Annotated in this window: 12 protein-coding genes; 9 read left to right on the top strand and 3 right to left on the bottom strand. The window is 61.6% G+C overall.

Annotated elements, in window-relative coordinates; genetic code table 11:
• Positions 1-58: 58 nt before the first annotated feature.
• Entirely contained in the window at positions 59-796 is a 738-nt protein-coding gene (locus ACIP21_RS04790; protein WP_400685853.1) for a methyl-accepting chemotaxis protein, read from the top strand.
• Between the two features lie 106 nt (positions 797-902).
• On the opposite strand, the gene ACIP21_RS04785 is transcribed toward ACIP21_RS04790, so the two are convergent.
• Positions 903-1,943 carry a low specificity L-threonine aldolase gene (locus ACIP21_RS04785; RefSeq protein WP_400684585.1) on the bottom strand — a complete coding sequence of 347 codons (1,041 nt, stop codon included), beginning with the start codon at positions 1,941-1,943 and terminating at the stop codon, positions 903-905.
• A 335-nt stretch (positions 1,944-2,278) separates the two neighbouring features.
• On the opposite strand from ACIP21_RS04785, the gene ACIP21_RS04780 reads away from it, so the two are divergent.
• The 7 genes from ACIP21_RS04780 to fdhA all read left to right on the top strand — a co-directional run bounded on the left by ACIP21_RS04780 (position 2,279) and on the right by fdhA (position 11,328).
• The gene (locus ACIP21_RS04780) at positions 2,279-3,532 is read left to right on the top strand and encodes a serine hydroxymethyltransferase (RefSeq protein ID WP_400684582.1); all 1,254 of its coding nucleotides are present in this window, start codon (positions 2,279-2,281) and stop codon (positions 3,530-3,532) included.
• Between the two features lie 15 nt (positions 3,533-3,547).
• Positions 3,548-4,798, top strand: a complete 1,251-nt coding sequence (locus ACIP21_RS04775; RefSeq protein WP_003255680.1) for a sarcosine oxidase subunit beta family protein — start codon at positions 3,548-3,550, stop codon at positions 4,796-4,798.
• A 14-nt stretch (positions 4,799-4,812) separates the two neighbouring features.
• Positions 4,813-5,148 (top strand): sarcosine oxidase subunit delta, encoded by a 336-nt coding sequence (locus tag ACIP21_RS04770; protein ID WP_400684579.1) that lies wholly within the window; start codon positions 4,813-4,815, stop codon positions 5,146-5,148.
• Positions 5,145-8,159 (top strand): sarcosine oxidase subunit alpha, encoded by a 3,015-nt coding sequence (locus ACIP21_RS04765; protein ID WP_400684577.1) that lies wholly within the window; start codon positions 5,145-5,147, stop codon positions 8,157-8,159. The genes ACIP21_RS04770 and ACIP21_RS04765 overlap by 4 nt, the downstream gene beginning before the upstream one ends.
• A 172-nt stretch (positions 8,160-8,331) precedes the next feature.
• Positions 8,332-8,964, top strand: a complete 633-nt coding sequence (locus tag ACIP21_RS04760) for a sarcosine oxidase subunit gamma (RefSeq protein ID WP_400684576.1) — start codon at positions 8,332-8,334, stop codon at positions 8,962-8,964.
• Between the two features lie 11 nt (positions 8,965-8,975).
• Entirely contained in the window at positions 8,976-9,833 is an 858-nt protein-coding gene (gene purU / locus ACIP21_RS04755) for a formyltetrahydrofolate deformylase (protein ID WP_400684574.1), read from the top strand.
• 295 nt (positions 9,834-10,128) lie between these two features.
• On the top strand, positions 10,129-11,328 hold the full coding sequence (fdhA, locus tag ACIP21_RS04750) for a formaldehyde dehydrogenase, glutathione-independent (RefSeq protein WP_016393294.1): 1,200 nt from the start codon (positions 10,129-10,131) through the stop codon (positions 11,326-11,328).
• Between the two features lie 86 nt (positions 11,329-11,414).
• On the opposite strand, the gene ACIP21_RS04745 is transcribed toward fdhA, so the two are convergent.
• On the bottom strand, positions 11,415-11,891 hold the full coding sequence (locus ACIP21_RS04745) for a hypothetical protein (protein WP_400684572.1): 477 nt from the start codon (positions 11,889-11,891) through the stop codon (positions 11,415-11,417).
• Positions 11,888-13,039 carry an ATP/GTP-binding protein gene (locus tag ACIP21_RS04740; RefSeq protein WP_400684569.1) on the bottom strand — a complete coding sequence of 384 codons (1,152 nt, stop codon included), beginning with the start codon at positions 13,037-13,039 and terminating at the stop codon, positions 11,888-11,890. Before ACIP21_RS04740 ends, ACIP21_RS04745 begins: the two co-directional genes overlap by 4 nt.
• Positions 13,040-13,219: 180 nt before the next feature.
• Here ACIP21_RS04740 and ACIP21_RS04735 point away from each other — a divergent pair, with 180 nt between their 5' ends.
• Positions 13,220-13,792, top strand: a complete 573-nt coding sequence (locus tag ACIP21_RS04735; protein ID WP_400684566.1) for a DUF2780 domain-containing protein — start codon at positions 13,220-13,222, stop codon at positions 13,790-13,792.
• The last annotated feature ends 14 nt before the right edge of the window (positions 13,793-13,806 follow it).

Genomic DNA, 13,806 nt, shown 5'->3' with positions numbered 1-13,806 from the left:
CGAGCAGGTGACCCAGGTCGTCGACAACACCGCCGTGCGTTCCGGCCGGCAACAGGAAATGACCGAGATGGTCGCCACCGCCGTGCACGAGATGGGCCTGACCGTACAGGATATCGCCCGCAATGCCGGGGCTGCGGCCCAGGCTTCGGAGTCGGCTCGGGATGAAGCGTTGCAGGCGCGCGAGGTGGTGCAGCGCTCGATCCGCGGTATCGAGGGTATGTCGGGCGATATCGGCAAAGCGGCCGATGCGGTCAGCCAGTTGGCCGATGAAGTCGCCTCGATCGATGAGGTGCTCGCGGTGATCCGCAGTATTTCCGAACAGACCAACCTGCTGGCGCTGAACGCCGCCATCGAAGCGGCCAGGGCAGGGGAGATGGGCCGCGGGTTTGCCGTGGTGGCCGATGAAGTGCGGACCCTGGCACGGCGCACGCAGTTGTCCACCGATGAGGTGCAGCAAATGATCCAGCGCCTCAAGCATGGCGCAGGTTCGGCGGTGAGCTCGATGCAGGCGGGGCAGCAGGCGACTGGCAGCGGCGTGGAGTCGAGCCAGCGCACGGGGGCTTCGCTGGGGGCGATCACCGATCAGGTCGAGCACATCAGCGACATGAACCAGCAGGTGGCCACGGCGACCGAGGAGCAGTCGGCGGTGACCGAGGAGATCAACCGGACGGTGCAGGGGATTTCCGACCTGGCGCGGGAGACGGCGGCCGAGGTGCGAGGGTGTCGTGAGGAGTGTCAGGCGTTGCGCGGGTTGGCCGATGACCTGGCGCGGCAGATGGGTGGCTTCAAGCTGTAGATCGGTGTTGGCTTCTTCGCCGGTAAACCCGCTCCCACAGGAGGGGCGTCCACCTAAGGGAAGGCGCCGTACCTGTGGGAGCGGGTTTACCCGCGAATGCGTCCTGTCAGGCGGCGATGATGCTGCGAATATCCGCCGCCAGCTCACGCACCCGCTCTTCCTCCGTATCCCACGAGCACATGAACCGCGCCCCGCCGCTGCCAATGAAGGTATAGAACCGCCACCCCTTCCCGCGCAGGGCTTCAATGGCGTGTTCCGGCATCTGCAGGAACACGCCATTGGCCTCCACCGGGAACATCAGTTGCACCCCCGGCAGATCACTCACCAACGACGCCAGCAACTGCGCGCAATGGTTGGCGTGGTTGCCATGGCGCAGCCACGCGCCATCCTCCAGCAGCCCGACCCACGGCGCCGACAGGAAGCGCATCTTCGACGCCAGTTGCCCGGCCTGCTTGCAGCGGTAATCGAAGTCCTCGGCCAGCTGGCGATTGAAGAACAGGATCGCCTCGCCCACCGCCATGCCGTTCTTGGTGCCGCCGAAGCACAGCACATCGACGCCGGCCTTCCAGGTCAGTTCGGCCGGGCTGCAACCGAGAAATGCGCAGGCATTGGTGAAGCGTGCGCCGTCCATGTGCAGGTTCAGGCCCAGTTCCTTGCAGGTGGCACTGATCGCCTTGAGCTCGTCGGGGCGATAGACGGTGCCGACCTCGGTGGCCTGGGTGAGGGTGACCACCCGTGGCTTGGGGTAATGGATGTCCTGGCGCTTGAGTGCCACTTCGCGGATCGATTCTGGCGTGAGCTTGCCGTTGACGCTGGGCGCGGTGAGCAGCTTGGAACCGTTGGAGAAGAACTCCGGCGCGCCGCATTCGTCGGTCTCGACGTGGGCGGTCTCGGAGCAGATCACGCTGTGGTAGCTCTGGCACAGCGAGGCCAGGGCCAGGGAGTTGGCGGCAGTGCCGTTGAAGGCGAAGAACACTTCGCAGTCGGTTTCGAACAGCTTGCGGAAATATTCCGACGCACGCTCGGTCCATTGGTCGTCGCCGTAGGCGCGGTCGTGGCCATGGTTGGCCTTCTCCATCGCGGCCCAGGCTTCGGGGCAGATGCCGGAATAGTTGTCGCTGGCGAATTGTTGGCTCTTGTCTGTCATGGCTCTGTCCTGTGAACGACGCAGAACAGCACTCTAAACCATCGATTCGGCGGTTGCCTATACAACCCGAGCGCGACCTGGTTTTGCCTGTGCCGGCCCTTTCGCGGGTAAACCCGCTCCCACAGGTACTGCGCAGGCCTTGAAGACTGTGGAATCCCTGTGGGAGCGGGTTTACCCGCGAAAGGGCCGGCACAGGCACGACACGGCAACGAATGTCGTAAACGCGCCATTGCAAGGCGTGCGCAGGCATCTGACCCGCCCCGGCCAGTCATAACATCGCCACAAAGGGCCACGGTGCCCCACGACAAAAAACGATCGCTGCCGGGAGAGACACGATGTTCAGCAAGCAAGACCAGATCCAGGGTTACGACGATGCACTGCTGGCGGCGATGAATGCCGAAGAACAGCGCCAGGAAGACCACATCGAGCTGATCGCCTCGGAGAACTACACCTCCAAGCGCGTCATGCAGGCCCAAGGCAGCGGCCTGACCAACAAGTACGCCGAAGGCTACCCGGGCAAGCGCTACTACGGTGGCTGCGAGCACGTCGACAAGGTCGAAGCCCTGGCCATCGAGCGCGCCAAGCAGCTGTTCGGCGCCGACTACGCCAACGTCCAGCCGCACTCCGGCTCTTCGGCCAACGGCGCGGTCTACCTGGCCCTGCTGCAGGCCGGCGATACCATCCTCGGCATGAGCCTGGCCCACGGCGGCCACCTGACCCACGGCGCCAAGGTGTCGTCCTCGGGCAAGCTGTACAACGCCGTTCAATATGGCATCAACACCGACACCGGCCTGATCGACTACGACGAAGTCGAGCGCCTGGCCGTCGAGCACAAGCCGAAGATGATCGTCGCCGGCTTCTCGGCCTACTCCAAGACCCTCGATTTCCCACGCTTCCGCGCCATCGCCGACAAGGTCGGTGCGCTGCTGTTCGTCGACATGGCCCACGTCGCCGGCCTGGTTGCCGCTGGCCTGTACCCGAACCCGATCCCGTTCGCCGACGTGGTCACCACCACCACCCACAAGACCCTGCGCGGTCCACGTGGCGGCCTGATCCTGGCCAAGTCCAACGAAGAGATCGAGAAGAAGCTCAACGCCGCGGTGTTCCCGGGTGCCCAGGGCGGTCCGCTGATGCACGTGATCGCGGCCAAGGCCGTGTGCTTCAAGGAAGCACTGGAGCCAGGCTTCAAGGCCTACCAGAAACAAGTCATCGAAAACGCCCAGGCCATGGCCCAGGTGTTCGTCGATCGCGGTTACGACGTGGTCTCCGGCGGCACCGACAACCACCTGTTCCTGGTCAGCCTGATCCGCCAGGGCCTGACCGGCAAGGACGCCGACGCCGCCCTGGGCCGCGCGCACATCACCGTCAACAAGAACGCCGTGCCGAACGACCCGCAGTCGCCGTTCGTCACTTCGGGCCTGCGCATCGGCACCCCGGCCGTCACCACCCGCGGCTTCAAGGTCGCGCAATGTGTAGCCCTGGCCGGCTGGATCTGCGACATCCTCGACAACCTCGGTGACGCCGATGTCGAAGCCGATGTGGCGAAGAACGTCGCCGCCCTGTGCGCTGATTTCCCTGTTTACCGCTGAGTGGAGTAAACGACCATGCAACGCTACTCGGGCTTCGGCCTTTTCAAGCACTCCCTCAGCCACCACGAGAACTGGCAGCGCATGTGGCGCACGCCGACCCCTAAAAAGGTCTACGACGTGGTCATCGTCGGCGGTGGCGGCCATGGCCTGGCCACGGCCTACTACCTGGCCAAAGAACACGGCATCACCAACGTCGCGGTGATCGAGAAGGGTTACCTGGGCGGCGGCAACACCGCCCGTAACACCACCATCGTGCGTTCCAACTACCTGTGGGACGAGTCGGCGCACCTGTACGAACATGCCATGAAGCTGTGGGAGGGCCTGTCCCAGGACCTCAACTACAACGTGATGTTCTCCCAGCGCGGCGTCTACAACCTTTGCCACACCCTGCAGGACATGCGTGACTCCGAGCGCCGCGTCAGCGCCAACCGCCTCAACGGCGTCGATGGCGAGCTGCTCAACACCGCCCAGGTCGCGGCGGAAATCCCGTACCTGGACTGCTCGAAGAACACCCGCTACCCGATCCTCGGCGCTACCGTACAACGCCGTGGCGGCGTAGCCCGCCACGACGCCGTGGCCTGGGGCTTCGCCCGTGCCGCCGACGCCCTGGGCGTGGACCTGATCCAGCAGACCGAAGTGATCGGATTCCGCAAGGAAAACGGTGCGGTCATCGGCGTGGAAACCAACAAAGGCTTCATCGGCGCCAAGCGCGTCGGCGTGGTCACCGCCGGTAACTCCGGGCACATGGCCAAGCTCGCCGGCTTCCGCCTGCCGCTGGAATCGCACCCGCTGCAGGCGCTGGTCTCCGAGCCGATCAAGCCGATCATCGACAGCGTGATCATGTCCAACGCCGTGCACGGCTATATCAGCCAGTCCGACAAGGGCGACCTGGTGATCGGCGCCGGCATCGACGGCTGGGTCGGCTACGGCCAGCGCGGTTCGTACCCGGTGATCGAGCACACCCTGCAGGCCATCGTCGAGATGTTCCCCAACCTCTCGCGCGTGCGCATGAACCGCCAGTGGGGCGGCATCGTCGACACCTCGCCGGACGCGTGCCCGATCATCACCAAGACCCCGGTCAAGAACATGTTCTTCAACTGCGGTTGGGGCACCGGCGGCTTCAAGGCCACTCCAGGTTCGGGCAACGTCTTCGCCGCGAGCCTGGCCAAGGGCGAAATGCACCCACTGGCCGCGCCGTTCTCCATGGACCGTTTCTACAACGGCGCACTGATCGACGAACACGGCGCCGCCGCCGTCGCCCACTAACCGGAGCCACCGTCATGTTGCATATTTTCTGTCCCCATTGCGGCGAGCTGCGCTCCGAAGAAGAGTTCCACGCCTCTGGCCAGGCGCACATCGCCCGCCCGCTGGACCCTGCCGCCTGCTCCGACGAAGAGTGGGGCACCTACATGTTCTACCGTGACAACCCACGCGGTATTCACCACGAACTGTGGGACCACGTCGCCGGCTGCCGTCAGTACTTCAACGTCACCCGCAACACCGTGACCTACGAAATTCTGGAAACCTACAAGATTGGCGAGAAGCCGCAAGTGACCGAAGCCGGCAAGCAGAGCAGCGCACCGTCGACCGTCAAAGGCCAAGGGGAAAAAGTATGAGCCAGACCTATCGCCTCGCCAGCGGCGGCCGCATCGACCGCAGCAAGGTCCTGAACTTCAGCTTCAACGGCAAGACCTACCAGGGCTATGCCGGTGACAGCCTGGCCGCCGCGTTGCTGGCCAACGGCGTCGACATCGTCGGCCGCAGCTTCAAGTACTCGCGTCCGCGCGGCATCATCGCCGCCGGCACCGAAGAGCCGAACGCCATCCTGCAGATCGGCTCCAGCGAAGCCACCCAGATCCCCAACGTGCGTGCCACCCAGCAGGCGCTGTACGCAGGCCTGGTCGCCACCAGCACCAACGGCTGGCCGAACGTCAACAACGACGTCATGGGCATCCTCGGCAAGGTTGGCGGCAGCATGATGCCGCCGGGCTTCTACTACAAAACCTTCATGTACCCGAAATCGTTCTGGATGACCTACGAGAAGTACATCCGCAAGGCCGCAGGCCTGGGCCGCGCGCCGCTGCAGAACGACCCGGACAGCTACGACTACATGAACCAGCACTGCGACGTGCTGATCGTCGGTGCCGGCCCGGCTGGCCTGGCCGCCGCCCTGGCCGCCGCGCGCAGCGGTGCCCGGGTGATCCTGGCCGACGAGCAGGAAGAGTTCGGCGGCAGCCTGCTCGACTCCCGCGAAACCCTCGACGGCAAGCCTGCCGCCGATTGGGTCAACGCCGTGGTCAAGGAGCTGGAAAGCCTGCCGGAAGTGACCCTGCTGCCACGCGCCACGGTCAACGGCTACCACGACCACAACTTCCTGACCATCCACGAGCGCCTCACCGACCACCTCGGCGACCGCGCGCCGATCGGCCAGGTCCGCCACCGCGTGCACCGCGTGCGCGCCAAGCGTGTGGTACTGGCGCCCGGCGCCCACGAGCGTCCGCTGGTGTACGGCAACAACGACGTGCCGGGCAACATGCTGGCCGGTGCTGTTTCCACCTACGTGCGCCGCTACGGCGTGGCCCCGGGCCGCAAGCTGGTGCTGTCGACCAACAACGACCACGCCTACCGCGCCGCGCTGGACTGGCACGACGCTGGCCTGCAAGTGGTCGCCATCGCCGATGCCCGCCACAACCCACGGGGTTCGTTGGTTGAAGAAGCGCGTGCCAAAGGCATCCGCATCCTCACCTCCAGCGCCGTGGTCGAGGCCAAAGGCAGCAAGCACGTGACCGGCGCCCGCGTGGCAGCCATCGACGTGCAGGCGCACAAAGTCACCAGCCCGGGCGAAACCCTCGAGTGCGACCTGATCGCAACGTCCGGCGGCTACAGCCCGATCGTCCACCTGGCTTCGCACCTGGGCGGTCGCCCGGTATGGCGTGACGACATCCTCGGCTTCGTGCCGGGCGATGCGCCGCAGAAACGCGAGTGCGTGGGTGGTATCAACGGCGTTTACGCCCTGGGCGACGTGATTGCCGATGGCTTCGAAGGCGGCGTGCGCGCAGCTACCGAAGCAGGCTTCAAGGCTACCGTTGGCACCTTGCCGAAAACCGTTGCACGCAAGGAAGAGGCCACCGTGGCACTGTTCCAGGTGCCGCACGATAAAGGCACCAAAGGGCCCAAGCAGTTCGTCGACCAACAGAATGACGTGACCGCCGCCGGTATCGAACTGGCCACCCGCGAAGGCTTCGAGTCGGTCGAGCACGTGAAACGCTACACCGCGCTGGGCTTCGGTACCGACCAGGGCAAACTGGGCAACATCAACGGCCTGGCCATCGCCGCCCGTTCGATCGGCATCACCATCCCGGAAATGGGCACCACCATGTTCCGCCCGAACTACACGCCGGTGACCTTCGGCGCGGTAGCCGGTCGCCACTGTGGTCACCTGTTCGAGCCCGTGCGCTTCACCGCCCTGCATGCCTGGCACGTGAAGAACGGCGCCGAGTTCGAGGACGTCGGCCAGTGGAAGCGCCCGTGGTACTTCCCCAAAGCCGGTGAAGACATCCATGCCGCCGTGGCCCGCGAGTGCAAGGCCGTGCGCGACAGCGTGGGCCTGCTGGACGCCTCGACCCTGGGCAAGATCGACATCCAGGGCCCGGACGCGCGTGAATTCCTCAACCGCATCTACACCAACGCCTGGACCAAGCTCGACGTGGGCAAGGCCCGCTACGGCCTGATGTGCAAGGAAGACGGCATGGTCTTCGACGACGGCGTCACCGCCTGTGTCGGCGACAACCACTTCATCATGACCACCACCACCGGCGGCGCGGCCCGCGTGCTGCAGTGGATGGAGCTGTACCACCAGACCGAATGGCCGGAACTGAAGGTGTACTTCACCTCGGTCACCGACCACTGGGCGACCATGACCCTGTCCGGGCCGAACAGCCGCAAGCTGCTCAGCGAGCTGACCGACATCGACATGGACAAGGAAGCCTTCCCGTTCATGACCTGGAAGGAAGGCAACGTCGGCGGCGTGCCGGCCCGCGTGTTCCGCATCTCGTTCACCGGCGAGCTGTCGTACGAAGTCAACGTGCAGGCCAACTACGCCATGGGCGTGCTGGAACAGATCATCGAGGCGGGCAAGAAGTACAACCTGACCCCGTACGGCACCGAGACCATGCACGTGCTGCGCGCCGAGAAGGGCTTCATCATCGTTGGCCAGGACACCGATGGCTCGATGAACCCGGACGACCTCAACATGAGCTGGTGCGTGGGCCGCAACAAGCCGTTCTCGTGGATCGGCCTGCGTGGCATGAACCGCGAGGACTGCGTGCGCGAGAACCGCAAGCAGCTGGTGGGCCTGAAGCCGATCGACCCGACCAAATGGCTGCCCGAAGGCGCCCAGCTGGTGTTCGATCCGAAGCAGCCGATCCCGATGGACATGGTCGGCCACGTCACCTCCAGCTACGCCTCCAACTCCCTGGGCTATTCGTTCGCCATGGGCGTGGTCAAGGGCGGCCTCAAGCGCATGGGCGAGCGGGTGTACTCGCCGCAGGCCGATGGCAGCGTGATCGAGGCGGAAATCGTGTCTTCGGTGTTCTTCGATCCGAAGGGTGAGCGGCAGAACGTCTAAGGCCCCGGATGGCACACGGTGCTGAGTTGGGAATGAGGTCTCTGTGGGAGCGGGTTCACCCGCGAAGAGGGCGGTGAATCCACCATCGCATTCGCGGGTAAACCCGCTCCCACAGGAAGCACCACCAGCCATAGCACCGCATGCGACCTACAGAATTCAAGGCAGGTAAGAAATGAGCGCTATCAACGTCTTCCAGCAAAACCCCGGCGCCGAGGCCAAGGCCCAGTCGCCACTGCACCACGCCGACCTGGCCAGCCTGGTTGGCAAAGGCCGCAAGAACGCAGGCGTGACCCTGCGGGAAAAGAAATTCCTCGGGCACCTGACCATCCGTGGCGATGGCCACAACCCCGAGTTCGCCGCCGGCGTGCACAAGGCCCTGGGCCTGGAGCTGCCGGTAGCCCTGACCGTGGTCGCCAACGGTGACACCTCGCTGCAGTGGGTCGGCCCCGACGAGTGGCTGCTGATCGTCCCCGGCGGCCAGGAACTGGCGGTCGAGCAGAAGCTGCGCGCGGCCCTCGATGGCCAGCACATCCAGGTGGTCAACGTCAGCGGCGGGCAGAGCCTGCTGGAACTGCGCGGCCCGAACGTGCGCGAAGTGCTGATGAAGTCCACCAGCTATGATGTCCACCCGAACAACTTCCCGGTCGGCAAGGCTGTCGGCACCGTGTTCGCCAAGTCGCAACTGGTGATCCGCCGCACCGCCGAAGACACCTGGGAACTGGTGATCCGCCGCAGCTTCTCCGATTACTGGTGGCTGTGGCTGCAGGACGCTTCGGCCGAATACGGCCTGAGCATCGAGGCGTAAGGAGAGCGGACATGAGTCGGGCACCGGATACCTGGATTCTCACCGCCGACTGCCCGAGCATGCTCGGCACCGTCGACGTGGTGACGCGTTACCTCTACGAGCAGCGCTGCTACGTCACCGAGCACCACTCCTTCGATGACCGGCTGTCGGGGCGTTTCTTCATTCGCGTGGAGTTCCGCCAGCCGGACGATTTCGACGAGGCAGGCTTGCGCGCCGGCCTCGCCGAGCGCAGCGAAGCGTTTGGCATGACCTTCGAGCTGACCGCGCCCAATCACCGCCCCAAGGTGGTGATCATGGTGTCCAAGGCCGACCATTGCCTGAACGACCTGCTGTATCGCCAGCGCATCGGCCAACTGGCCATGGACGTGGTCGCGGTGGTGTCCAACCACCCCGACCTCGAACCCTTGGCGCACTGGCACAAGATTCCCTACTACCACTTCGCCCTCGATCCGAACGACAAACCGGCGCAGGAGCGCAAGGTGATCCAGGTGATCGAGGAGACCGGGGCCGAGCTGGTGGTGCTGGCCCGCTACATGCAAGTGCTGTCGCCGGAGCTGTGCCGGCGCCTGGATGGCTGGGCGATCAACATCCACCACTCGTTGCTGCCGGGTTTCAAGGGCGCCAAGCCTTATCACCAGGCCTACAACAAGGGCGTGAAGATGGTCGGCGCCACGGCGCACTATATCAACAACGACCTCGACGAAGGGCCGATCATTGCCCAGGGCGTCGAGGTGGTGGACCACAGCCATTACCCGGAAGACCTGATCGCCAAGGGGCGGGATATCGAGTGCCTTACCCTGGCGCGCGCGGTCGGTTACCACATCGAGCGGCGGGTGTTCCTCAACGCCAACCGGACAGTCGTTCTCTAACGCCTGTACCGGCCTCTTCGCGGCTAAAGCCGCTCCCACAGGTACTGCACAGATTTCGAATGCTGTGCAGTACCTGTGGGAGCGGCTTTAGCCGCGAAGAGGCCAGAACAGGCCACCACCTCTCTTGTTCCCCAGCGACACCTCTGCCGCTAAAAGGCATCCCCCTGTCGTTTCCAGTCAGTGCAAATCGCCGTATCCGGCCCACAATTCCCTGCATTCCAGTAACACAAGCCGCCCATGGACGGCGGCGCGTTCACCACCGCTGCATACATAAAAAATCAAGCGAGGTAAGAGCATGTCTGGCAATCGTGGAGTGGTGTATCTCGGCGCGGGCAAGGTCGAGGTGCAGAAGATCGACTACCCGAAAATGCAAGACCCACGCGGCAAGAAGATCGAGCACGGCGTGATCCTCAAGGTGGTCTCCACCAACATTTGCGGCTCCGACCAGCACATGGTCCGCGGCCGCACCACTGCCCAGGTCGGCCTGGTCCTGGGCCACGAAATCACCGGTGAAATCGTCGAGCTGGGGCGTGATGTCGAACGCCTGAAGATCGGCGACCTGGTGTCGGTACCGTTCAATGTCGCCTGCGGCCGCTGCCGCTCGTGCAAAGAGATGCACACCGGCGTCTGCCTCACCGTCAACCCGGCCCGCGCCGGCGGTGCCTACGGCTATGTCGACATGGGCGACTGGACCGGTGGCCAGGCCGAGTACGTGCTGGTGCCTTACGCCGACTTCAACCTGCTGAAACTGCCGGATCGCGACAAGGCCATGGAGAAGATCCGCGACCTGACCTGCCTCTCCGACATCCTGCCGACCGGCTACCACGGCGCCGTTACCGCCGGTGTAGGCCCAGGCAGCACCGTCTACGTTGCCGGTGCCGGCCCGGTCGGCCTGGCCGCCGCTGCCTCGGCCCGCCTGCTGGGCGCCGCCTGCGTGATCGTCGGCGACCTCAACCCGGCCCGCCTGGCCCACGCCAAGTCCCAGGGCTTCGAAGTGGTCGACCTGTCCAAGGACACCCCGCTGCACGAGCAGATCGTCGACATCCTCGGCGAGCCGGAAGTGGACTGCGCCGTCGACGCCGTCGGCTTCGAGGCCCGCGGCCATGGCCACGAAGGTGCCAAGCACGAGGCACCGGCTACCGTGCTGAACTCGCTGATGCAGGTGACCCGTGTGGCCGGCAGCATCGGTATCCCAGGCCTGTACGTGACCGAGGACCCGGGTGCGGTGGACGCCGCCGCCAAGATCGGCGCGTTGAGCATCCGCTTCGGCCTGGGCTGGGCCAAGTCGCACAGCTTCCACACCGGCCAGACCCCGACCATGAAGTACAACCGCCAGCTGATGCAGGCGATCATGTGGGACCGCATCAACATCGCCGAAGTGGTGGGTGTGCAGGTGATCAACCTCGACCAGGCGCCGGAAGGCTATGGCGAGTTCGATGCCGGCGTGCCGAAGAAATTCGTGATTGACCCGCACAAGATGTGGGGCGCGGCCTGACAGATCTGAAATGAACCCCTCCAAGTGAGGGGTTTTTTAAGACATTTTTTCAAGACTAAGTTTCACATGACGTTATGTGCAGCGCACTATGGTTTTTCCTTTTTGTAGAAGCGGTGCTCCATGTCGATAAATACTACGTAAAAAGTGTTTTTATCAAAGTGAAAGCCACCTCTGGTTTGCCCATGAAGCGTATCGGGGATAACAAAGCCGGCCAGCCTGTATTTATTGCCTAGCCTGAAACGCCCCCATAGCACGTCATGTGGCACATGGATCGGGTGCTTAAAGTCTGAATTTTTGGGGAAGTCGTCATAGCGTGCATAAACGGTGAGCCCGTTCCCGCCAGCGTTTTCCTTAGCCCAGTCATTCAATGATTTTCCTGAAAAATCCTTAAGTTTTTTTAATAGCTTAATCGACGCATCAGCGGTAAGGTCGTCGAATGAACTTCCCCAGTCTTGCTCGCCATCAAAAAATTGGAAGTTAAACTTAAGCATCCTGACCAATTCGCTGCTTTCTATGTCAGTGGTTGGAATACTTTTTAGAAATTTTGTTTTTTTCAGGTTCATAATTGAGGTGTCCCCCCAATAAGCCCTTTTGTGTATATCGGGGAAATGGGACGGTCGTTGCGAAGTATTTGACCACCAATTTCATCGAGACGATAGCAATAACTTTCGCAGTCTTCTTTGTTGACTAGAGTCGTTCTATATCTTCCCAGTTCATCAATGATTTCAGTGTTGTGGGCTGTGAAGATGAATTGAGAGTTTTTGCTGTTGTTTTCCGGATCAGTGAAAAGCTTAAGGATATGTGGAAGTAACATGGCGTGCAAGTGTATGTCAAACTCGTCTAGCGCTAGTACGCCGCCTTTGTAGATTACCCATTGATAGGCACAAAGCATTATATAAAGAGTTTTTGTACCGCTGGACTCATCACGGAATTGTAGTTTTTTACGGTTGTCAGCATATTGGTGTATAAAGATTGGAGTAAAGCGCTCTTCTCCGTCCTTATCAACATCTTGATTGATTTCTATATCGATCAAGGTTGGATCAGCTTTTTGAAGAAATGATTTCGTGAACTCGAAAATTCTCTTGTCTATATTGTAGATTCCTGAAACTTTGCGGAAATCTGTCGGTATAGGGAGCATTCCATCACTGGCGCTGACGTTGTAAATGACATTGTCAAAACAGTCATATATATTTTTGAGGTCCAGCATGCTATCGAACATTCTGAAGTTGCTAAGTGTGCTGATTGCAGAGGCGTCTTTACTGATTTTTATTTCTTTTGACTTTTCGAAATCAGATATCGCATAGGTAATGTCTGTTTTTTCTCTGGAAAGTATGGGTACCCATTTCCGATTTTTTCTGAATACTTTTTCTGATATGACTTCTTTTTCAAATATTTCGACTTCGTATCTATACTGTTTTCCTGCGTGCCCTAACTCCGCATAGAGGAAAGTTTTTTCTTTGCTGTCAAAGAATGGAAATGCTGCGAGTTTATATTTCTCTTTATTTGAGGATGAAGTGATGAACTCAGATAAAAAACTGAGAGCCTTGATGATATTGGTCTTGCCTGATGAATTGGCGCCTTTAATACCCATTATCGTTGTGAAGCTTCGTCCCTGAGAAACATCATCTGGAACATTTTTGTCGAGTTCAAACGAAATGAAAGATTCTTCTTTGAACGAAAAGAAGTTTTTGAAACCATATTTGATTAGCATAACGACCCCTGCTATTCGAAAAATAGATTTTATGTCAATTTTGTCTGAAAATCCATTTTTGACATCATGGGGAAGTTTTCTCCTATGTGCCTTCGTTTGTCGGAGAGGTGGAACAAACCTCTTGGGTTCCAGTCCAAAGCCTCGTTTCCCCGGCCATCCCGGCCGACGAGGTCCCTCCCGATGAAAGCATTCACCCTGGCAACCCTGATGACCCTGGCCGCAAGCCCGGTGTTCGCCTTCAACCTCGGCGACGCGGCCAACGCCGTGTCCTCCATGCAGAACCAACAGCAAGGCCAGGTGCAGGCCCCGGCGGGGCAGGCCAACCTGCTCAACACCCTGGGCAGCCAGCTGAACATCACCCCGGAACAGGCGGTGGGTGGCGCAGGGGCCATGCTCGGGCTGGCGCGCAACAACCTCAGCAGCGACGACTATGGCCAGCTGACCAAGGCGGTGCCGGGCCTCGACCTGTTGTCGGGGGCCAATGCCCTGGGTGGGTTGAGCGGGTTGGGCGATCTGCTGGGCAGCAACAAGGGCAGCCAGTCGGCCCTGGATCAGGCGCTGGGCAACGATGTGGAAAACCGTACCGACCTGGACGCCGCGTTCAAGGCGCTGGGGATGGATACCGGCATGATCGGCCAGTTCGCCCCGCTGATCCTCCAGTACCTGGGGCAGCAGGGCATTGCCGGGTCGTTGCTGCAGAACCTGGGCAGCCTGTGGACGACGCCAGCGCCGTTGGCTCAGCCGTCGGTCTGAAGCCAGACACCGGG

The organism is Pseudomonas sp. NPDC089401 (assembly GCF_044749485.1).
Lineage (GTDB): Bacteria > Pseudomonadota > Gammaproteobacteria > Pseudomonadales > Pseudomonadaceae > Aquipseudomonas.
Note: the sequence above shows the minus strand (reverse complement) of the source record. Positions and strands in the feature narration are given on the sequence as shown.

Bases quoted from the DNA above. Each gene is read 5' to 3' on its own strand.
- ACIP21_RS04790 (WP_400685853.1), top strand. From the start codon at position 59: ATGACCGAGATGGTCGCCACCGCCGTGCACGAGATGGGCCTGACCGTA.
- ACIP21_RS04785 (WP_400684585.1), bottom strand. From the start codon at position 1,943: ATGACAGACAAGAGCCAACAATTCGCCAGCGACAACTATTCCGGCATC.
- ACIP21_RS04780 (WP_400684582.1), top strand. From the start codon at position 2,279: ATGTTCAGCAAGCAAGACCAGATCCAGGGTTACGACGATGCACTGCTG.
- ACIP21_RS04775 (WP_003255680.1), top strand. From the start codon at position 3,548: ATGCAACGCTACTCGGGCTTCGGCCTTTTCAAGCACTCCCTCAGCCAC.
- ACIP21_RS04770 (WP_400684579.1), top strand. From the start codon at position 4,813: ATGTTGCATATTTTCTGTCCCCATTGCGGCGAGCTGCGCTCCGAAGAA.
- ACIP21_RS04765 (WP_400684577.1), top strand. From the start codon at position 5,145: ATGAGCCAGACCTATCGCCTCGCCAGCGGCGGCCGCATCGACCGCAGC.
- ACIP21_RS04760 (WP_400684576.1), top strand. From the start codon at position 8,332: ATGAGCGCTATCAACGTCTTCCAGCAAAACCCCGGCGCCGAGGCCAAG.
- purU (WP_400684574.1), top strand. From the start codon at position 8,976: ATGAGTCGGGCACCGGATACCTGGATTCTCACCGCCGACTGCCCGAGC.
- fdhA (WP_016393294.1), top strand. From the start codon at position 10,129: ATGTCTGGCAATCGTGGAGTGGTGTATCTCGGCGCGGGCAAGGTCGAG.
- ACIP21_RS04745 (WP_400684572.1), bottom strand. From the start codon at position 11,891: ATGAACCTGAAAAAAACAAAATTTCTAAAAAGTATTCCAACCACTGAC.
- ACIP21_RS04740 (WP_400684569.1), bottom strand. From the start codon at position 13,039: ATGCTAATCAAATATGGTTTCAAAAACTTCTTTTCGTTCAAAGAAGAA.
- ACIP21_RS04735 (WP_400684566.1), top strand. From the start codon at position 13,220: ATGAAAGCATTCACCCTGGCAACCCTGATGACCCTGGCCGCAAGCCCG.